Below are 19,889 nucleotides of genomic sequence, written 5' to 3'. Positions count from 1 at the left end.
TCAGAGCCCGAGCGCGGCGGCGAGCGCGCCGTGCGGCAGGCTGACCTGGAACATGCGCTCAAACACGACATAGAGCGCGAGCGCCGTTGCCCCCGCCATGGCCAGCGCACGGGGCACGGATTGGTGCCGGGGGATCGCCAGCACGGCGAAGACATAGAATGCGGAGGCGACGTACATCCCGACCAGGGGAATCGCAGCAACGAAGATCGCGGCCGGCACGAACAGGCCGGCAAGACGGCGCAGTTCGACCTGTGTGATCGCGATCGGAACATTGGCCAGGGACGCCACCGGCAGCACGCCCCGCACCAGATTGTAGAGGCTTCCGAGCACGATGATGATGCCGGTCAGGAACGGAAACGTCCCGGCGTCGACGCCCGCGCTCGACCAGCCGATGCCGTTGTCGAGGCTGGAGACGACGACGGCCACACCGAAGCCGCCGGTGAGAACGGCGGTTGCGAGTTCGAGGGCGCGGCGTGAGATCATGGGAGGCTCCGCTCAGGCTACGGACCGTGGCCAGTTATGACCCAAGCACTTTCCCAGCGCTCGGGGTCGTCCCTGCGAACGCAGGGACCCATAACCCCAGGGTGGAGTTTGATGAGGACTGGTAGCCAAGTCTGTATCACCACCCAACGCTCCTCGTTAGATCACGCGGTATGGGTCCCTGCGTTCGCAGGGACGACAGTGGAGATTGTGGCACGATAGACGCCTCACTTGACCAGCCAGCCCTGCTCGCCCGCGACCTGCTTGACGTGTTCAAGGTCCTCCTTGATGAACTTGTCGAACTCGGCGCCGGTCAGGAACGTGTCGACCTGGGAGGTCTTCTCGATGTAATCCTTCCACTCGGGCGTCGCCTGCACCTTCTTCATCAGGTCGACGTAGAACGCGGCCTGGTCCGGCGTCACCTTTCCGGGCAGCCAGACGGTGCGCGGCTGCTCATATTGCTTGATATCGAGGCCCTGCTCGACACAGGTCGGAACGTCGCCCCAGCCTTCGGTCGCGGTGACCTTCGGCCCCTGCGGCAACCGCTTCGGGCTGAACACGCAGAGCGGACGCTGCGTGCCGCCGCGCCATTGCCCGAGGCTTTCGCTGGGATTGTTGACGTGGGAGTCGAGATGTCCGCCGGCAAGCTGCACGGCGGTCTCGGCGCCGCTCTTGAAGGGGATGTAGGTCAGCTTGACCTTGCCGGCCTTCTCGATCATGCGCGTCAAGACCTCGTCGGTGTCCTTTGACTGCGCGCCACCCATCTTGAATTCGCCCGATGCGGCCGCCTTCAGATAATCCCCCGCATTCTTGTAGGGCGCGTCCTGCTTGACCCAGAGCAGGAACTCGTCTTGCGCCATCGCCGCGATCGGGGTGAGATCGGTGTAATTGAAGGCGACCTTGGAGACGAGCGGCTGCTGCCAGGCGTTCGAGGTGCCGAAGATCACCTTGTAGGGATCGCCGGCCGACGCCTTGCCGTAGACGTAGCCTTCGGCGCCGCTGCCGCCGCCCTTGTTGACGACGACGATCGGCTGGTCCGTCAGTTTGTGCTTGGTGATGATGTTCTGCACCGCGCGAGCGAGATTGTCGGTCCCACCGCCCGGCCCGGCGGTCGCCACGAACTCGATCGGCTTTTGCGGTTGCCAGGCACTGAGCGCCGGCACCGTGCCGGCGAGCACGATCGCGGCTGCGGAGAGCAGAGATGTTAACGTCCGACCCATGATTTCCTCCAGCTGATTTTTTGTCTTTTGTATTTTGGTCTTGTCGTATCGACGTCCGGTCAGGCGACGCGTTCCTCGCATCTTGCCGAGCCCAGGACGATTGCGCCTTCTTTTGCGAGCGCTTCGATCTGCTTCTGGTCGAACCCGTGCTCGGCCAGCACCTCGCGCGTGTGCTCGCCATAGACGGGAGCGCCTGATCGCACCTTGCCCGGGGTCTCCGAGAACTTGACCGGAAGGCCGATCGTCTTCACCGGACCGAGCGTGGAATGCTCGACCTCGACGACCATCTCGCGGGCCAACGTCTGCGGGTCACTGAGGGCTTCCAGCATGTCGTGCACGGGGCCGCACGGCACGCCCTTCTCGTCCAGCGCCGCGAGCCAATGCGCCCGCGATTTGGTGCGGAAGCGCTCGCTCAAGACCGCTTCGAGCTCCCTAAGATTCGCCATGCGGTCGGCCCCGTTAACGAAGCGCGGATCGGCGGCGAGCTCACTCGCGCCGAGCGCTTCCAGCATCAACAGCCAGTGCTTCTTGTTGGCGCCGCCGACCACGAGCCAGCCGTCCGAGGCTTCGAAGGCCTGATACGGCGCGTTGAGCGGATGGGCCGAGCCCATCGCGCGCGGCGCGGTGCCCGCGGCGAGTGCGATGGTGGACTGCCAATAGGTCTGCACCAGCGCGGCCTCGTAGAGCGAGGTCTCGACCCACTGCCCCTCGCCGGTCTTGAGACGGTGCGTGTAGGCCGCGAGGATGCCCATGCTCGCGAGCAGGCCGGCGGTGATGTCCGACAGTGGTGGGCCGCATTTGACGGGCGGCCCGTCGGGACGTTCACCGGTAAAGCTCATGATGCCGCTCATGGCCTGCGCGACGAGATCGAAACCACGACGGTGCTTGTAGGGACCGGTGCGGCCAAAGCCCGACAGCGAGCAGTAGATCAGCGAGGGATAGTGCTTGTGCAGCTCTTCGTAACCGAAGCCGAGACGCTCCATCGCGCCCGGCGCAAAATTCTCGACCAGCACGTCGGCGTCCGCGATCAGGCGCCGCAGCACCTCTTTGCCACCCTCGGTCTTGAGGTCCAGCACGATGCCGCGCTTGTTGCGGTTCATCATCAGGAAGGAGGCCGCCTCATCGCCGATCTTTGGCGGCACCGAATGGCGGGTGTCGTCGCCGTTCGGCGATTTCTCGATCTTGATGACGTCGGCGCCCATGTCGGCGAGCATCAGGGTGCAGGTCGGCCCAGCCATGACATGGGTGAGATCGACGACCTTGAGGCCGGCGAGCGGGCCCGAACGGGGAGAGGTGGATTGCGAGCTTTGCATCAGGGCGTCCTATTGGCCGCGCCATTGCGGCGCGCGCTTGTTGAGGAAAGCATCGAGCCCTTCGCGAAAATCCTGGCTCGTGTAGCACATCAGGATGAGGTCCTCGCCCTCGTCCCGCGTCAGCCGCATTTGCAGACGCGCCACCGCCTGCTTGGTCGCGTTCAGCGTCAGCGGCGCGTGGCTGGCGACGAGCCGGGCGACCTCGTCGGCCCGCTTGTCCAGCGCGGCAAGATCCTCGACCACCTCGCCGAGCAGCCCGCCGCTCGCGGCCTCCGCGGCATCGACCAGACGCGCGGTGAAGATCAGGTCCTTGACGCGCGCGGCGCCAATGAGGGCGGTCAGACGACTGACATTGGACATCGACAAGCAATTGCCGAGCGTCCGCGCGATCGGGAAGCCGATCTTCGCGCTTGCAGTGCCGATGCGCAGGTCGCAAGCCGCGGCAATCCCCGCCCCGCCGCCCGTGCAGAATCCGTTGATCGCCGCGATGGTCGGCACGCGGCACTGCTCCAGCGTGGTCAGAACCCGATCGATGCGGTTCTCGTAGTCGATCGCGTCCTGCGGTGTCCTGAACTCGCGGAACTGGTTGATGTCGGTGCCCGAGGCGAACGCCTTGTCGCCGGCCCCGCGCAGCACCAGCACCTTGATCGACCGGTCGCTATTGGCCGCCTCGCAGATCGCGGCGAGCCGCTCATACATGGCGAAGGTGAAGGCGTTGCGGGCCTGCGGGCGGTTGAAGGTGATCCGCCCGATGCCGTCGTTGCATTCAAAAACGAGGTCGTCCGCCTCCGCAGCCAGGTCCATTTCCTCAGTTCCTCTTGTTTTTTACATTTTTGAATGCAAAAATTGCGATTAGCAAGCAGGAACTTCGAGGTTTCGGGAAATTCCTACAATTTTGCATTCAAATTGGAGCGCTGGTCCCATGCTTCACGAGGATGTCGTCGGCCGCATCCGTACGATCCTGCTCGACGGCGAGATCCCGCCGGGCGCCCGGATTCCCGAGCGCGAGCTGTGTGAGCGGCTCGGGATCTCGCGCACGCCGCTGCGTGAGGCGCTCAAGGTGCTCGCCGCCGAAGGCCTCGTGCAGCTCTTGCCGCATCGCGGCTCGCGCGCAGCAAAACTGACCGACAAGGACATGCGCGACCTGTTCGAAGTCTGCCAGGGCCTGGAGGCCCTCGCCGGCGAACTCGCCTGCGAGCGCATCACGGACGCCGAGATCGACGAGATCGCCGCCGCGCATGCAGCCATGGTGCAGCATTATCGTGACGGCGATCTGATCCAGTACTACCGCGGCAATCGCGCCATTCACGAAGCCATCGTGAACGCTGCCGGAAACCCTGTGCTCGCGGGGCTTTACACGTCGGTGACAGCACGCATCCGGCGGGCGCGCTACGTCACACCCATGACGCCGCAGCGCTGGGCGCTCGCCGTGAAGGAGCATGAGGCGATTCTGAACGCGCTGCAGAGGCGCGACGGCACCGGCCTCTCCCACATCCTGCGCGCGCATCTTCGCCACAAGCGCGAGGAGGTGTTTGCAGGCAGGCTTTGCCGAGACGGAAGGGAACGATCTCACGCTGAGAATTGCGTAAGGCGCAATTCATGTTGTCCTGGACAGCGGACAGCGTGTCCACACGTGGCCTTCCCGCTCGGCAGCTCGTTCTAGCTCCGCGTGAATCCGCGCACTAATTCTACTTGCTAGCTTGTCGCGGCGGGCGCAGCATACTTGTCTGCCGACTTGCGGCCCGCGAAGCCGATCAGGCCGGCCCTAACGCGCGAACAATCGCGCAAATAGAAGACAAAAGCGGAGGAAATGCATGACAATCGATGTCTCACGTCGATCCTTACTTGCACTCGGAGCAGGCCTTGGTGCCAGCGCGATGCTCGGCAGCAGCGCGTTGGCGCGGGCGCCCAAGCTTGGCACCCAGACGCCATACTGGCACCGCTTTGTTCTCGGCGATGCCGAGGTGACCGTCGTGTCCGATGGACCGCTGCCGCTCGGCGATCCCTCCGGGACCTTCACCGGCGTTCCCAAGGAAGAGGTCAAGAAGATGCTGGCCGACAATTTCCTGTCGCCGGACAACGTCGTGCTCGAACAGAACTCGCCGATCGTGAACACCGGCGACAAGCTGATCCTGTTCGATACCGGCATGGGCTCGTCGAAGATGTTCGGCGCCAGCACCGGCCGGCAGCAGAGGAGCATGATGGAGGCCGGCATCAAGCCTGAGGACATCGATGCCGTGGTCTGCTCGCATGCCCATATCGACCACATCGGCGGCATCGTGGATGCCAACGACAAGCCGCTGTTCCCGAACGCCCAGATCTACATCTCCCAGACCGATTTCGACTTCTGGACCGACGAGGGCAAGCTCGGTAGCCCGGCCAAGGACTTCGTCATTCACGCCCGCAAGAACCTGCTGCCGGTTCGCGAGCGGATCAAGTTCTTCAAGGACGGTGAGGAATTCCTGCCCGGCGTGCAGGCGATCTCGGCGCCCGGCCACACTGTCGGCCACACCATCTTCATGGTGTCGTCGGCGGGGAAATCCTTCGCCTTCCTCGGCGATCTCTCGCACCATTCGGTGCTGCTGCTGGAGCGGCCGCGGATGGAGTTCTCCTACGACACCGATCCGAAGCAGGCGGCGGAGTCGCGGGTGAAACTGCTGACGATGCTTGCGGCGAACAAGACCCCCGTGATGTCGTATCACTTCGCCTGGCCGGGCTACGGCCATGTCGCCAAGGTCGGTGAGGGATTCCACTATTATGCGGAACCGATGAAGATGACGCTGTAGCTCGTCACACCAGGTCCGGGCGGCGCATGGGCTGCCCGGACCAAGGACACCGCTAGCACCAGAGCTTGTCGGCAATCCCGCCAAAATCCTTGGCGACGATGTCCCAATGGCCGGTGGCCTCGAAGTCGACCTTCTGCAGCGGACCGTACTCCGTCGGCCGGGCAACGAACGCGGTCTTCAGTCCGTTCTTCTGCGCGGCCGCCAGATCGCCGTTGTGGGCGGCGACCATCATCACCTCTTCCGGCTTGAGACAGAGCAGGCGTGCGGCGCCGAGATAGGTTTCGGGATCGGGCTTGTAGTGCTCGAACAGCTCGGCCGACATGATGAGATCCCACGGCAGGCCGGCGAACTTCGCCATGTTGGTGAGTAGCGCGACGTTGCCGTTGGAGAGTGGCGAGATCACGAATTTCGACTTGAGCCGCGTCAGGCCGGCGACGCTGTCCGGCCAGGGATTGAGGCGGTGCCAGCCCTTGGTGAGATAATCGAGATCGGCTTCGGTCAGCCCTTTGATGTCGAATTTCTCGACCAGCTTCTCCAGCGAGCGGCGGTGCAGATCATCGAGCATGACGTAGCCGCGCTCGGGATGTTGGCGCACGTCGTCCATCGAGGCCATGTACATGCCGCGCCAGCCGTCGACCAAGGCGGTCCAGTCGGCGCTGATGCCGCGCTGCTTGCTCCACCACATGAAGTCGGTGATGAGGCTGGTGCGCCAGTCCACGACCGTGCCGAACACGTCGAAAACGAGGGCTTTGACGGCGGAGAGATCCGACATGTGCGCTTCCCTGAATGTTGCTTGTTCTTGATCATTCCGGGATGCGCTGCGAAGCGCAGGCCCGGAATGAGGGTCGCGTGTCGTGACTTAGTCCAGATGAAACTTCGCCAGCTCGCGATGCTCGGCCTTGATGTAGCGCACGGTGCCGGTGACGGAGCGCATCACGACGGTCTCGGTCTCGATCACGCCGTCCTTGCGGAATTTGACCCCTGAGAGCAGCGAGCCCGTGGTGACGCCGGTGGCGGCGAACAGGCAGTCGCCGCGCGCCATGTCCTCGATCCCGTAGATCATCTTGGGATCGTTGACGCCCATCTTGGCGGCACGCTCGCGCTTTTCGTCGGAATCGAGGATCAGGCGGCACTGCATCTGGCCGCCGATGCAACGCAGCGCTACGGCGGCCAGCACGCCTTCCGGCGCGCCGCCCGTGCCCAGATACATGTCGACGCCGGTGTTATCAGGGTCGGCGCAGTGGATCACGCCGGCGACGTCGCCGTCGGTGATCAGGCGCACGGCGGCGCCGGTCGAACGCACGCTCGAGATGATGTCGGCATGGCGCGGACGGTCGAGCACGAGAACGGTGATGCCCTCCGGCTTGACGCCCTTGGCTTTGGCGAGGCGGCGGACGTTGTCGGCCGGGCTCGCATCGAGATCGACGACGCCCTTGTCGTAGCCGGGGCCGATCGCGAGCTTCTGCATGTAGACGTCGGGGGCGTGCAGCAGCGTGCCGCCATCGGCCATCGCCATGGTGGCGATCGAGCCCGGCATGTTCTTGGCGCACAGCGTGGTGCCTTCGAGCGGATCGACGGCGATGTCGACCTCGGGGCCAGCCTTGAGACCGACCTGCTCGCCGATATAAAGCATCGGCGCCTCGTCGCGCTCACCTTCCCCGATCACGACGGTGCCCTGGATCGGCAGCTTGTTGAGCTCACGCCGCATGGCATCGACGGCGGCCTGGTCAGCCGCCTTCTCGTTGCCGTGCCCGCGCAGCCGCGCCGACGACACAGCCGCCCGCTCCGTCACCCGCACGATCTCCAGCGTCAGGATGCGCTCAAGCAACGCCTGCGGCGGGACTGAAATATGGGTCGACATCGGCTAACTCCTTCGAAACGGTTTGGGACGGAAATCTCCGTCCACATCAACTCACAACGCCCGCGGTTCGTTCGATCGAACGAACCGCCTCAGTTCTTCTCGATCCGGATCACCTGCGGCCGTCCGCTGATCACCTTGTCCTTTTGCACGGCGGCGAGCGCGCGGCGCACGGCGTCCTCGTGCGTCGCGTAGGTGATCAGGATGACAGGCACGGGGACCGCTTTGCCGTTTGCGGGTGCAACGCCGCCATTGGGATGACGCTGCACGATCGACTCGATCGAAATCTTCTGTTCGGCAAGCCGCGTCGCGATCGCAGCCGCGGTGCCGGGGAAATCGCGCGCCAGGAGGCGGATGTAGTAGCCGCCCTCGTGGCGCTCCATTGGCGCCTTCTTGGTGTCGCGCAATTGCGCAATGGGCCGGCCGAACGGATTGGCACGGATGCCGCGCGCGACATCGGCGATGTCGGCGACCACGGCGGATGCCGTCGCGGCGCCGCCGGCGCCGGGGCCGACCAGCGTGATAGGCGGAATGCCCTCGCCGTCGATCGTGACCGCATTGGTGACACCCATCACCTGCGCGATCGAGGAGGATTTTGGCACCATGGTCGGATGCACGCGCTGCTCGATGCCCTTGGCGGTGCGCACCGCAACGCCGAGCAGCTTGACGCGGTAGCCGAGATCGGACGCCGCGCGCAGATCTTCCGGCGCAATGGATGAGATGCCTTCGACATACACCGCGCTTTGAGCAACTTTCGTGCCGAAAGCGAGGCTGGCGAGGATCGCGAGCTTTTGCGCGGTATCGTGACCATCCACATCGAACGACGGGTTGGCCTCGGCATAACCGAGCCGCTGCGCGTCCTTGAGGCATTCGGCGAAGGACAGCCCCTCCTGCTCCATCCGGGTCAGGATGTAATTGCAGGTGCCGTTGAGGATGCCGTAGACGCGATTGACGCCGGTGCCGGCGAGCCCCTCACGCAACGTCTTGATGACGGGGATCGCGGCGCCGACGGCTGCCTCGAAATTCAGCGCGCCGCCGTGCTTTTCGGCCGATTTGGCGAGCTTGATGCCGTGCTTGGCCAGCAACGCCTTGTTGGCGGTGACGACCGACTTGCCGGCGTTGAGTGCGGCCTCCACCGCCGACAGCGCGGGATCGCTCGCGCCGCCCATCAGCTCGACGAAGCAATCGATGCCTGGATGCGTGGCCAGCGCCATCGGATCCCTGGCCCATTCGACGCCGCGCAGATCGACGTCGCGCTTCTTCGCTTTCGAGCGCGCGGTCACGGCGACGACGCGGATGCCGCGGCCGCTGCGGCCCGCGAGCACGCGGGCCTGGGTTTCAATCAAACGGACCACTTCGGCGCCCACGGTGCCGAGCCCCGCTATGCCCACTTTCAGGGGTGCAACCATGATGTCTTAGAAAACCTGCCGAAGAGAACTCAACGCCGATTGGCGAGCGGAACGACGTTGTGCAACGTTTCGATGCCGCTTTCAAGGAAGCGTCGCACGCCGCGCGCGGCCTGCCTGATCCGTTGCTCGTTTTCCACCATGGCGATGCGGACATATCCTTCACCATGCTCGCCGAAGCCGACGCCGGGCGAGACCGCAACGCCGGATTTCTCCACCATCAGGGTCGCGAACTGCATGCTGCCGACGCTGCGGAAGGCCTCCGGCAGCGGCACCCAGGCGAACATCGAGGCCTCCGGCGGCGGGATCTCCCAGCCGGCACGGCCGAACGATTCCACCAGCGCATCGCGGCGCTTGCGATAGGTATCGCGCATCTCCTTGATGCAATCATCCGGACCGTTCAGCGCGGCGGTCGCCGCGACCTGAACGGGAGTGAAGGCGCCGTAATCGAGATAGGATTTGACGCGGGCGAGCGCGGCGATCACGCGCTCATTGCCGACCGCAAAGCCCATGCGCCAGCCGGCCATCGAATAGGTCTTCGACATCGAGGTGAACTCGACGGTGACATCCATTGCGCCCGGCACCTGGAGCACGGAGGGCGGCGGGTTGTTCTCGTCGAAATAGACCTCGGCATAGGCGAGATCGGACAGGATCAGGATCTCGTGCTTCTTCGCAAATGCGACGAGGTCCTTGTAGAAATCGAGGCTCGCGACATAGGCAGTCGGGTTCGACGGATAGCAGACGACGATCGCGAGCGGCTTCGGGATCGAATGCACGATCGCCCGCTCCACCGCCTCGAAGAACTGCGGCGTCGGCTCGGAGGGCACCGAACGGATCACGCCGCCCGCCATCAAAAAGCCGAAGGCGTGAATCGGATAGCTCGGGTTCGGACAGAGGATGACGTCGCCGGGCGCCGTGATCGCCTGCGCCACGTTGGCAAAGCCCTCCTTCGAGCCGAGCGTCGCCACGATCTGGGTGTCGGGGTTGAGCTTCACGCCGAACCGGCGGGCGTAGTAGCCGGCCTGGGCCCGGCGCAGTCCGGGGATGCCGCGGGAGGCCGAATAGCGGTCGGTCCGCGGCTTGCCCAGCGTCTCCTTCAGTTTCTCCAGCACATGCGCCGGGGCCGGCAGATCCGGGTTACCCATCCCGAGGTCGATGATGTCGGCGCCGGCATTCCGCGCGGCCGCCTTGGCCCGGTTGACCTGCTCGAACACGTAAGGCGGTAGGCGTCGGATGCGGTAAAATTCTTCCATGGCTCTCTGGGCTCCGGGCAACCGGTCAGGACAGAATCGACAGGACAGGACGGTTTTACGGAAAGGGGCTCAGCCTCGTCGCAAAAATTACTCAAAATCAAATACTTAGAGCAATCATCGACAACGAGGACTGAAGTCGTTCGCCCTGACTGTTGGCTGAACTGAGGTCTTTTAGCACGGCAAGGCGGGGGCGCCAGCGATTACCTTGCAGCGTCTCACTTCGCATCCTTGCCGGCAGCGGCCTGGCGATCGCGCGCGGCGGCGAGCTCGGCCTCGATCTTGGCGCGCTGTTCCGGCGGGATGATCGCTTGATCGCGATCCGGCGGCAGGTCGTGCACCGGCAGATAGGCCCCGGACTCCTTCGGATGCGCCTGCGCATCCGCGGGCGCCATATCCGCGAACTGACTCGAACAGCCGCCCAGCGCAAATGCCACGCTCAACAGCGCGCCACCGATCAGCAGCGACCTTTGTCGGACCCACAACGCCAACACTTGGGAAATCCCCTACTCGTCCCAATGCAAGCTGCCGCACACTAACCCGGCAACCTGCCCAAGCTCAAACCATTGCTGCCCACAAATGGAACGAGCGAGAAAACATCTAAGGCCCACGATCAGAGGGTTGCACCGCGATTGTGACAAAACCAAGAAACTTTGTCGCAGTGCAGCACATCTTGGAGGGTGTTTAACGTCAAACATGCGAGCTTCGCGGTGACGAATACGGAATGACTCGTTACTGTTCTGCCTATGAGTATGGCCACGACCGATACGCCTAAACCCGAGACGAAGTTCGATGCGGAAGCCTTCGCGATGAATGTCGCGCGGGCGATGGAGAGCGGCGGCAAGGCGCTCGCGGCCTATCTCAAGCCGCGCGAGAGCGGCGAGGTGCAGGATCGCCCGCCGGCCGAGCTTGCCGAGGTGGTCAAGACCTTCACTTCGGTTGCCGAATATTGGTTGTCGGACACGTCCCGCTCCTCCGATCTGCAGACCAAACTCGCCAAGGATTACCTCGACCTCTGGGGCTCGGCTGTGCGCCGCATGGCCGGCCAGGACGCACCGCCCGCGATCGCGCCCTCGCCGCGCGACAAGCGCTTTGCCGATCCGGAATGGAAGTCGAACCAGTTCTTCGATTTCGTCATGCAGCTCTATCTGCTCACGACCAAATGGGCGCAGGAGCTGGTGCGCGATGCCGAAGGGCTCGATCCGCAGACCCGCCGCAAGGCGGAGTTCTACGTCCAGCAGGTCACCAACGCGCTGTCGCCGTCCAACTTCGTGCTGACCAATCCGGAAGTGCTGCGCGAGACCGTGGCGAGCAGCGGCGAGAACCTCGCGCGTGGCCTGACGATGCTGGCGGAGGACATCGCGGCCGGCAAGGGCATGCTGAAGATTCGCCAGTCCAACCCGGACAACCTCGTCGTCGGCGTCAACATGGCGACGACGCCGGGCAAGGTGATCTATCAGAACGAGATGATGCAGCTGATCCAGTATTCGCCGACCACGGAGACGGTGCTGCGCACCCCGCTCCTGATCGTGCCGCCCTGGATCAACAAGTTCTACATCCTCGATCTCAAGCCGGAGAAATCCTACATCAAGTGGTGCGTCGACCAGGGCATCACCGTGTTCGTGATCTCATGGGTCAATCCCGACAAGCGGCTCGGCAACAAGAGCTGGGAAGACTACATGAAGGAAGGCCCGCTCACGGCGATGGACGTGATCGAGAAGGTCACCGGCGAGATGAAGGTGCACACCGCCGGCTATTGCGTCGGCGGCACCATGCTCGCGACCACGCTGGCCTGGCTCGCCGAGAAGCGCCGCCAGCGCGTCTCGTCGGCGACGTTCTTCGCGGCGCAGGTCGACTTCACCCATGCCGGCGACCTCCTGGTGTTCGTCGACGAGGAGCAGATCTCAGCGCTGGAAAAGGACATGAAGGCGGCCGGCGTGCTCGAAGGCTCGAAGATGGCGATGGCCTTCAACATGCTGCGCTCCAACGATCTGATCTGGTCCTACGTCGTCAGCAACTACCTGAAAGGCCAGCAGCCCAGCGCGTTCGACCTGTTGCACTGGAATTCCGACGCAACCCGCATGACAGCGTCGAACCATTCCTATTATTTGCGCAACTGCTATCTGGAGAACCGGCTCTCCACCGGCACGATGGTGCTCGACAACACGCTGCTCGACCTCTCCAAGGTCCGGGTGCCCGTCTACAACCTCGCCACCCGCGAGGACCATATCGCGCCGGCGGAATCGGTGCTGTACGGCTCGCAATTCTTCGGTGGTCCGGTGAAATATGTGCTGTCGGGGTCGGGCCATATCGCAGGCGTCGTCAATCCGCCGGCTTCGAACAAGTATCAGTACTGGACCAACGACAACATCAAGGACGTCAACGTCGCGCAGTGGATGAAGGACGCCGTGGAGCACAAGGGCTCGTGGTGGCCGGACTGGCGGCAATGGCTGGGCGAGCTCGATCCGGAGCAGGTTCGCGCGCGCGCACCGGGAAACGAAGCATTCCCGCCGATCGAGGACGCGCCCGGCAGCTATGTCAGGGTTCGCGCATAGCGGACTCTGACGCGCTCTTGTATAGACTCGCTCTCAACACAGCTGCGACGACAGAGGGGATCGAACCATGACGCGCGAATTGTTCTGGCTGACACTGACAGTGATCCTGACCGGGATCCTCTGGATTCCCTACACGATCAACCGGTGCCAGGTCCGCGGCCTCAGTGGCGCGATGGCCAATCCCTCGCGCGGCGACAAGCCGCAAGCCGAATGGGCCAACCGGTTGATGTTCGCGCATGACAACGCGGTCGAGAACCTCGTCCTCTTTGCGCCGCTGGTGCTGATCCTCAATGCGATCGACTATTCCACCAAATGGACCGTGCTCGCCTGCGCGGTCTATTTCTGGTCCCGCGTCGCGCATCTGATCGTCTACGCGCTCGGCATCCCGGTATTCCGCACGCTCGCCTTCACCGTCGGCTTCCTGGCGCAGGCCGTGCTGGCGCTGGCGATCTTCAAGGTGTTTTGAGGCTCTCTCCCTCGTCATTGCGAGGAGCGAAGCGACGAAGCAATCCGGGCTGTTTCCGCGGACATATTTCTGGATTGCTTCGCTTCGCTCGCAATGACGGAGAACGAAGGAACGCCCTCTCCTACTCCTCCGGCAGGCCGAGCATCAGCCGCATGTTCTGCACGGCTGCGCCTGAAGCGCCCTTGCCGAGATTGTCGAGCCGGGCGACCAGCACCGCCTGGTGATATTTGTCGCTGGCGAAGACGTAGAGCTCGAGCATGTTGGTCTCGTTGAGCGCCTCCGGCTCGAGCCGGCCGCCCTTGGTCGCCTCGTTCTGCAGCGACATCACCTTGACGTACTTTGAACCGGCATACCGCTTGGCCAGCGCGGCTTGCAGGTCGGCTCCGCTGGGCTTGCCCGGCAGCGTGTCGAGCTGGAGCGGCACCGAGACCAGCATGCCCTGTCGGTAATTACCGACCGAGGGAATGAAGATCGGCCGCCGCGTCAGGTTGGAATAGAGCTGCATCTCGGGCAGATGCTTGTGCTCGAAGCCGAGGCCATAGAGCTCGAACGACGGCGCGCTGCCGTCCTCGAAGCTCGCGATCATCGACTTGCCCCCGCCGGAATAGCCACTCACCGCGTTGACCGTGACGGGGTAGTCCGGCGGCAGCAGCCCGGCATCGACGATGGGCCGCAGCAGCGCGATCGCGCCGGTCGGATAGCAGCCGGGATTGGAGACCTTCTTGGCGGCCTTGATCTTCGCGGCCTGGTCAGGCGTCAGCTCGGGAAAGCCGTAAGCCCAGTCCGGCGCAACACGGTAGGCGGTCGAGGCGTCCAGCACCTTCGGGCCTCGAGCCCCCATGCTGTCGACGAGCGCCACCGTTTCCTTGGCGGCGTCGTCGGGCAGGCAGAGGATGACGAGGTCCACCTCCTCCATCAGCGCCTTCTTGGCCGCGGGGTCCTTGCGCTTGTCGTCGGGAAGCGCCTTCACGACGACGTCGTTCTGGAGCTTCAGCCGCTCGTTGATGCCGAGCCCGGTGGTGCCGGAGCCGCCGTCGACGAAGACGGTGGCGGGCTTGTCGGCCGCACTGGTGATCGGAGCTTTGGTGGTGTCAGCGAGGCCGGTTTCGGAAAGGCTCATGGCGCGCTCCCTTCGAGCATGGTCGTCTCGTCTGCGAAAACCTGCGGCCTTGCCTGCCGCATCAAATCTGAGATCTGCTTGGCGTCGGCATCGCCGGCACTGAGCGCATTGGCGATCGCCGCATAGTCGGCGTCCGATTTGTGCTGGTTGAGCTTGAAGCTGCCTTCGACCTCTTCAACATTCATGACCAGACCCACGATCGCCTTCTTCATCGTCTCGAGCCGGCCCGCCGTCATCTTGCCCGACGTCCACGGCTTCTTCGGCAGCAGCCAAGTCTCGAACTTGTCGCTGAGCGTGTCGATCTGCACCGACAATTCGTCGTCCGTCAGGAGCCGCACCGGCCCGCTCAGATGCACCGACTGGTAGAGCCAGGTCGGCACCTGATCCGGCGAGACGTACCAATCCGGCGATACATAGGCATCGGGGCCGTTGACCGCGAGCAGCCAGGACGCATCGCCGCCCGCAAGCTTTAGCAGCGGATTGTGACGGGCGACATGAAAGGCAGCCTGCGGCGTGCCGTCCGCGGCGTAAGTCAGATAGAACGGCAACGGCGAGGCGATCGGCTTCTTGCCGTCAAAAGCACACATGGTGCCGAAGCCGCGCGCTTCGGCGAACTTCAGGCTTGCGGCGCGGTCCTGCTTGAAAAAGGGTGGCGTGTACATCGTGGTCTCCTGCTGGGCCTCCTTGTGGGAGCCGCCGGATCAGATCGCGCTGACAGGAGAGAGAATGCCGCGGATCGGATCCAGCGGCAAAGACGATGATCTCAAACGCGATCGACCGCCCAAACCGCTAAAGAGCGGCGACGGCGACGGGCGAACAGGATGGTCGCGGCGTTGATCATGGCGCGGGGCTATAGAGCGAGATCCGGTTCCCGTCAAGGTTCGGGCGTCAGATCACCCGCCAGATCCATTCCATGATCTTGGCGAGCACGTCGCCGAACAGCAGGAGCACGGCCGACCAGACCAGGGCGGAGACGAAATTGGCGGCCTGGAAGCTCCAATAGGGCATCTCGAAGATGCCGGCCGCGAGCGGCACCGAGGCGCGCAAGGGGCCGAAGAACCGGCCGATGAAGATGCTGGGGATACCCCAGCTGCGCACGAAAGCCTCGCCTCTGGGCAGAAGTCCCGGATAGCGCGAGAGCGGCCACATCTCGGCGACCTTCTCCTTGTAGCGATAGCCAAACCAGTAAGATACCCAATCGCCCAGGGCCGCTCCGAGGCCGCCGGCGATCCAGACCGGATAGAAGCTGATGCCGCTCACCCCGATCAGCGCACCGATCGCGACCAGCGCGCCCCAGGCCGGGATCAGCAGGGAGATGAAGGCAAGCGACTCCCCGAAAGCGAGCAGGAACACGATCGGGGCCGCCCAAGCCTGGTGAACGCGCACGAAATCGGCCAGGGCGTGCGCAAACTGCTCCATCAAAAATAGCCTTCCCGCCCCGTCTCAAGGTGCTGCTCGATGAAAAGGACTGGTAAGCCAAGGACTTGTGTGACATCAAGTCACAAAACCCGGCACAGGCCGGGCGTGGACGTCAAATTGCCGGGATTGACTCCCAACCACACCGCCCGGTCCGCCCTGCGGTAACCTTTCCAAGTCAGAAGTGGCATAGTCGGCGTAATCGATTCGCCGCTCATGCGGCCCTCAAAACGCATCAAGATATATGTCCAAGCAGTTGAAACCCAAAGCAAAAGACGACTTTTTCGGCGGCGACGAGCCGAAACCGCGCTCCGCCAGGGCCGCGCCGCGCGGAAGCGGCGGGGAAGCCGACTACACCGCAGCCGACATCGAGGTGCTCGAAGGCCTGGAACCGGTGCGGCGCCGGCCGGGCATGTATATCGGCGGCACCGATGAGAAGGCGTTGCATCATCTGTTTGCCGAAGTCATCGACAATTCGATGGACGAGGCGCTGGCCGGACATGCGACCTTCATCGGCGTCGAGCTGAGTGCGGATGGGTTCCTGACCGTCACCGACAACGGCCGCGGCATTCCGATCGATCCGCATCCGAAGTTCCCGAAGAAATCAGCGCTCGAAGTCATCATGTGCACGCTGCATTCGGGCGGCAAGTTCGACTCCAAGGTCTACGAGACCTCCGGCGGTCTGCACGGCGTCGGCATCTCCGTCGTGAACGCCCTCTCCTCGCGGCTCGAGGTCGAGGTCGCGCGCAGCCAGAAGCTCTACCGCATGTCGTTCGAGCGCGGCCACCCCAAGGGCAAGCTCGAGGACCTCGGCAAGGTCAACAACCGTCGCGGCACGCGCGTGCGCTTCAAGCCCGACACCGACATCTTCGGACCTAAGGCCGCGTTCAAGCCGCAGCGCCTGTTCAAGATGACGCGCTCGAAGGCCTATCTGTTCGGCGGCGTCGAGATCCGCTGGAACTGCGCGCCCGAGCTGCTCAAGGGCATCGAGGACGTGCCGGCGGAGGCCACGTTCCACTTCCCCGGCGGCCTCAAGGACTATCTGGCGGCGGCGATCCACGCCGACACGCTGGTGCATCCCGACATCTTCTCCGGCAAGTCCGGCCGCAACGGCGCGCATGGCGCCTGCGAATGGGCCGTGGCCTGGACCGCGGATGCGGACGGCTTCCTCTCTTCGTACACCAACACCGTCCCCACGCCCGATGGCGGCACGCACGAATCCGGCCTGCGCAGCGCGCTGCTCCGCGGCCTGAAGGATCACGCCGAGCGCGTCGGTCAGGGCAAGCGCGCCTCGTCCATCACCTCGGAAGACGTGATGGTGGGCGCGGCCGTGATGCTGTCCGTGTTCGTGCGCGAGCCCGAATTCCAGGGCCAGACCAAGGACCGTCTCGCCACCGCCGAAGCACAGCGCATCGTCGAGCAGGCGATGAAGGATCCGTTCGACCACTGGCTGTCGGGCAATCCGAACATGGCCAACCGGCTGCTCGACTTCGTGATCGACCGCGCCGAGGAGCGGCTGCGCCGCCGCCAGGAGAAGGAAACTGCGCGCAAGACCGCCGGCAAGAAGCTGCGCCTGCCCGGCAAGCTCGCCGACTGCACCGACGCCGGCACCGAAGGCTCCGAGCTCTTCATCGTCGAAGGTGACTCGGCCGGTGGCAGCGCCAAGCAGGCGCGCGACCGCAAGACGCAGGCCGTGCTGCCGCTGCGTGGCAAGATCCTCAACGTCGCTTCCGCCGGCAAGGACAAGCTGACGGCGAACGCGCAGCTCTCCGATCTCGTGCAGGCGATCGGCTGCGGCCAGCTCCTGCAATATCGCGAAGAAGATCTGCGTTACCAGCGCATCATCATCATGACCGACGCCGACGTCGATGGTGCCCACATCGCTTCGCTCTTGATCACCTTCTTCTACCGGCAGATGCCGAAGCTGATCGACGAAGGACATCTCTTCCTCGCGGTGCCGCCGCTCTACAAGCTGACCCACGGCACGAAGTCGGTCTACGCGCGCGACGACAAGCACAAGGAAGAGCTGATCAAGAGCGCGTTCAATGCCAACGCCAAGGTCGAGGTGAACCGCTTCAAAGGTCTCGGCGAGATGATGCCGGCGCAGCTCAAGGAGACCACCATGGATCCGGCCAAGCGGACCCTGCTCAAGGTGGTCCTGCTGCCCGACGACCGTGACACCACCGCCGATTCGGTGGAGCGGTTGATGGGTACCAAGGCCGAGGCGCGCTTTGCCTTCATCTCGGACAAGGCTGAGTTTGCCAGCGAAGAGTTGCTGGACGTCTGAGCCTCAGCACCGCCGCACTCCGTTCAAGAGCCCCCGGCACGAAGCCGGGGCTCTCTTTTTTCTGCGGGGGCCACCGTTTGCCGGATAATACCTGCCTACCGTCCGCCTCGCGTCGGGCGATTCCCGGCACCGTCGCCGCGACTCGGCCACCGACTCACGGTGCTCGGACCGTGGCAGGATGGCCTCCATTTCCGAGAAGGCCGAATTTCCTAACGAAACCCTACGCGAATTTGAGGCTCGGAAATCTGAACAAGCCTTTGAATTAAAGCCATTATTTCTGATCCCGGCGCTCTGGCCCCGAATGCGCACTCACCGGCGTTTTCCGGCGACTGTGCCTGCCCGGCAACAGCATTTCGGCGGGAAACGTCTATAGTCCGGGTCATCAGATGACACGAACTTCAGTGCGCTCGCGCCTGCTACGACAGACCAAGGTTGGGGATTTTGACATGAAGAAGGTTTTGCTCGCTCTGACCGCGGTTGCCGCGATGACCGGTTCGGCCTCGGCGGCCGATCTCGCTGCCCGTCCCTACGTGAAGGCGCCGATGGCGGCGCCCGTCGCCAACTGGACCGGCTTCTACATCTTCGGTGGCGCCGGCGGCGGCATCTGGGATGCGGACTCCCACACCAACTTCGTTGGCGTTCCCGTCACGATCGATCAGCGCGTCGGCGGCGACGGCTGGTTCGGCACGGTCGGCGCCGGCTACGACTGGCAGTTCAGCGGGACTTGGGTCGCTGGCGTGTTCGCCGATGGTCAGTTCGGTAGCTTGCGCGGCAGCCTCAACGATGAGTTCGCTGCGCTGACCGGCCGCATCAAGATGCAGGACGCCTGGGCTGCAGGTGTTCGCCTCGGCTATCTGGTTGCTCCGAACGTTCTCTCCTACGTCAATGCCGGTTACAGCGGATCGCACTGGTCGGGCACCGGCTTGACGAATCTCGCCGGGACGGCCTCGGGCTTCCACACCGACTCGTTCAACCGCAATGGCTGGTTCGTCGGCGGTGGCGTCGAGAACAATCTGAACATCTTCGGCATCTCGGCGCCGGGTTGGTTCATGAAGACCGAATATCGCGCTGCCTACTACGATCGTAAGGACATTGCCGTCCGCACCGACGTCGGCAACGTCGCGACCACCGACTCCATCAGCTTCAAGCCCTGGGTGCAGACCATCAGCACCTCGCTGGTCTATCGCTTCAACTGGACCGGTCCGGTCGTCGCGAAGTACTGATCCGATCTCACGATCAAACGTCAAAGCCCCGGCATCGTCCGGGGCTTTTTCGTTAGGGGCTTGTCGACGGCCGATGCTCGCCTTCAGCGACGGCACACAGCGCTGCTGGGCCTCGATCGCCATCCATGCAACATCGGTGATCGCGCCGCCCTGTGCTTGCGACATGCGCCCGCGACGGCTTGTGCCGGCACCGCCATTGTATCCGAACCAGAGCTACGGTTACTGTGCGCCCAAGCTTTCGAGGCCGCAGCAGATCCTTCATGCCGCGAGTCGCGTCAGAAGCGGACCGATGGGAGGAACGCATGCGCAGATTTCTGCTGGTCGCAGGCCTGTTTGCGACTGCCGTCGGGCTGCTCTGGATCGGACAGGGCACGGGCACCGTTCCCTGGCCGCGATCGAGCTTCATGGTCAACCAGCTGCAATGGGCCGGCTATGGCGCCGCCATGGCCGGCTTCGGGCTGGTGCTGATCTGGCAGAGCAACCAATAGAAGAAACCAGGGAATACAAGC

19 protein-coding genes are annotated in these 19,889 nt (G+C 63.9%); 7 read left to right on the top strand and 12 right to left on the bottom strand.

The features are described from left to right. The 4 genes from UNPA324_RS03185 to UNPA324_RS03170 form a co-directional block, all read right to left on the bottom strand. The gene (locus tag UNPA324_RS03185; RefSeq protein WP_141933440.1) at positions 1 to 483 is read right to left on the bottom strand and encodes a tripartite tricarboxylate transporter TctB family protein; all 483 of its coding nucleotides are present in this window, start codon (positions 481 to 483) and stop codon (positions 1 to 3) included. A 224-nt stretch (positions 484 to 707) separates the two neighbouring features. Next, positions 708 to 1,700, bottom strand: coding sequence for a Bug family tripartite tricarboxylate transporter substrate binding protein (locus UNPA324_RS03180; RefSeq protein WP_141933438.1), 993 nt, complete (start codon positions 1,698 to 1,700; stop codon positions 708 to 710). 59 nt (positions 1,701 to 1,759) lie between these two features. After that, the gene (locus UNPA324_RS03175; RefSeq protein ID WP_141933436.1) at positions 1,760 to 3,013 is read right to left on the bottom strand and encodes a CaiB/BaiF CoA transferase family protein; all 1,254 of its coding nucleotides are present in this window, start codon (positions 3,011 to 3,013) and stop codon (positions 1,760 to 1,762) included. A gap of 9 nt (positions 3,014 to 3,022) precedes the next feature. Continuing rightward, positions 3,023 to 3,817 carry an enoyl-CoA hydratase/isomerase family protein gene (locus tag UNPA324_RS03170; protein WP_141933434.1) on the bottom strand — a complete coding sequence of 265 codons (795 nt, stop codon included), beginning with the start codon at positions 3,815 to 3,817 and terminating at the stop codon, positions 3,023 to 3,025. Between the two features lie 118 nt (positions 3,818 to 3,935). Here UNPA324_RS03170 and UNPA324_RS03165 point away from each other — a divergent pair, with 118 nt between their 5' ends. Next, positions 3,936 to 4,676 (top strand): GntR family transcriptional regulator, encoded by a 741-nt coding sequence (locus UNPA324_RS03165; protein WP_246667102.1) that lies wholly within the window; start codon positions 3,936 to 3,938, stop codon positions 4,674 to 4,676. Between the two features lie 151 nt (positions 4,677 to 4,827). Further along, positions 4,828 to 5,799 carry an MBL fold metallo-hydrolase gene (locus UNPA324_RS03160; protein WP_128921941.1) on the top strand — a complete coding sequence of 324 codons (972 nt, stop codon included), beginning with the start codon at positions 4,828 to 4,830 and terminating at the stop codon, positions 5,797 to 5,799. Positions 5,800 to 5,851: 52 nt separating this feature from the next. On the opposite strand, the gene UNPA324_RS03155 is transcribed toward UNPA324_RS03160, so the two are convergent. The 5 genes from UNPA324_RS03155 to UNPA324_RS03135 form a co-directional block, all read right to left on the bottom strand. Beyond that, positions 5,852 to 6,571: a haloacid dehalogenase type II gene (locus tag UNPA324_RS03155; protein WP_141933432.1), complete on the bottom strand. Its 720-nt coding sequence runs from the start codon at positions 6,569 to 6,571 to the stop codon at positions 5,852 to 5,854. An 87-nt stretch (positions 6,572 to 6,658) separates the two neighbouring features. Continuing rightward, positions 6,659 to 7,660, bottom strand: coding sequence for a class II fructose-bisphosphatase (gene glpX, locus UNPA324_RS03150; RefSeq protein WP_128921943.1), 1,002 nt, complete (start codon positions 7,658 to 7,660; stop codon positions 6,659 to 6,661). Positions 7,661 to 7,749: 89 nt separating this feature from the next. Then, positions 7,750 to 9,066: a homoserine dehydrogenase gene (locus tag UNPA324_RS03145; protein ID WP_128921944.1), complete on the bottom strand. Its 1,317-nt coding sequence runs from the start codon at positions 9,064 to 9,066 to the stop codon at positions 7,750 to 7,752. Positions 9,067 to 9,095: 29 nt separating this feature from the next. Next, positions 9,096 to 10,316 (bottom strand): LL-diaminopimelate aminotransferase, encoded by a 1,221-nt coding sequence (locus UNPA324_RS03140; RefSeq protein ID WP_128921945.1) that lies wholly within the window; start codon positions 10,314 to 10,316, stop codon positions 9,096 to 9,098. A 215-nt stretch (positions 10,317 to 10,531) separates the two neighbouring features. After that, the gene (locus UNPA324_RS03135; RefSeq protein WP_141933430.1) at positions 10,532 to 10,807 is read right to left on the bottom strand and encodes a hypothetical protein; all 276 of its coding nucleotides are present in this window, start codon (positions 10,805 to 10,807) and stop codon (positions 10,532 to 10,534) included. 252 nt (positions 10,808 to 11,059) lie between these two features. On the opposite strand from UNPA324_RS03135, the gene UNPA324_RS03130 reads away from it, so the two are divergent. Both UNPA324_RS03130 and UNPA324_RS03125 read left to right on the top strand, forming a co-directional pair. Continuing rightward, a complete protein-coding gene (locus UNPA324_RS03130; RefSeq protein WP_181769272.1) occupies positions 11,060 to 12,868 on the top strand; it encodes a PHA/PHB synthase family protein in 1,809 nt (602 codons plus the stop codon). Between the two features lie 67 nt (positions 12,869 to 12,935). Then, positions 12,936 to 13,334, top strand: coding sequence for an MAPEG family protein (locus UNPA324_RS03125; RefSeq protein WP_128921948.1), 399 nt, complete (start codon positions 12,936 to 12,938; stop codon positions 13,332 to 13,334). Positions 13,335 to 13,455: 121 nt separating this feature from the next. Here UNPA324_RS03125 and argC read toward each other — a convergent pair whose 3' ends face one another. The 3 genes from argC to UNPA324_RS03110 all read right to left on the bottom strand — a co-directional run bounded on the left by argC (position 13,456) and on the right by UNPA324_RS03110 (position 15,873). Continuing rightward, positions 13,456 to 14,454: an N-acetyl-gamma-glutamyl-phosphate reductase gene (gene argC / locus UNPA324_RS03120; protein ID WP_141933425.1), complete on the bottom strand. Its 999-nt coding sequence runs from the start codon at positions 14,452 to 14,454 to the stop codon at positions 13,456 to 13,458. Beyond that, complete coding sequence (locus tag UNPA324_RS03115) at positions 14,451 to 15,116, bottom strand: FMN-binding negative transcriptional regulator (protein ID WP_128921950.1); 666 nt, start codon at positions 15,114 to 15,116, stop codon at positions 14,451 to 14,453. The genes argC and UNPA324_RS03115 overlap by 4 nt, the downstream gene beginning before the upstream one ends. A 226-nt stretch (positions 15,117 to 15,342) precedes the next feature. After that, on the bottom strand, positions 15,343 to 15,873 hold the full coding sequence (locus tag UNPA324_RS03110; RefSeq protein ID WP_128921951.1) for a DedA family protein: 531 nt from the start codon (positions 15,871 to 15,873) through the stop codon (positions 15,343 to 15,345). Between the two features lie 241 nt (positions 15,874 to 16,114). Here UNPA324_RS03110 and parE point away from each other — a divergent pair, with 241 nt between their 5' ends. The 3 genes from parE to UNPA324_RS03095 all read left to right on the top strand — a co-directional run bounded on the left by parE (position 16,115) and on the right by UNPA324_RS03095 (position 19,868). Beyond that, positions 16,115 to 18,157, top strand: a complete 2,043-nt coding sequence (gene parE, locus UNPA324_RS03105; protein WP_128921952.1) for a DNA topoisomerase IV subunit B — start codon at positions 16,115 to 16,117, stop codon at positions 18,155 to 18,157. A 446-nt stretch (positions 18,158 to 18,603) separates the two neighbouring features. Then, on the top strand, positions 18,604 to 19,380 hold the full coding sequence (locus UNPA324_RS03100; protein ID WP_128921953.1) for an outer membrane protein: 777 nt from the start codon (positions 18,604 to 18,606) through the stop codon (positions 19,378 to 19,380). 302 nt (positions 19,381 to 19,682) lie between these two features. Further along, entirely contained in the window at positions 19,683 to 19,868 is a 186-nt protein-coding gene (locus tag UNPA324_RS03095) for a hypothetical protein (RefSeq protein ID WP_018641722.1), read from the top strand. Positions 19,869 to 19,889: the final 21 nt, after the last annotated feature.

This window comes from Bradyrhizobium sp. UNPA324, from assembly GCF_006658635.1.
GTDB lineage: Bacteria > Pseudomonadota > Alphaproteobacteria > Rhizobiales > Xanthobacteraceae > Bradyrhizobium > Bradyrhizobium nanningense.
The sequence above is the reverse complement of the archived record's forward strand: the minus strand, read 5'-3'. Positions and strand labels throughout refer to the sequence as shown.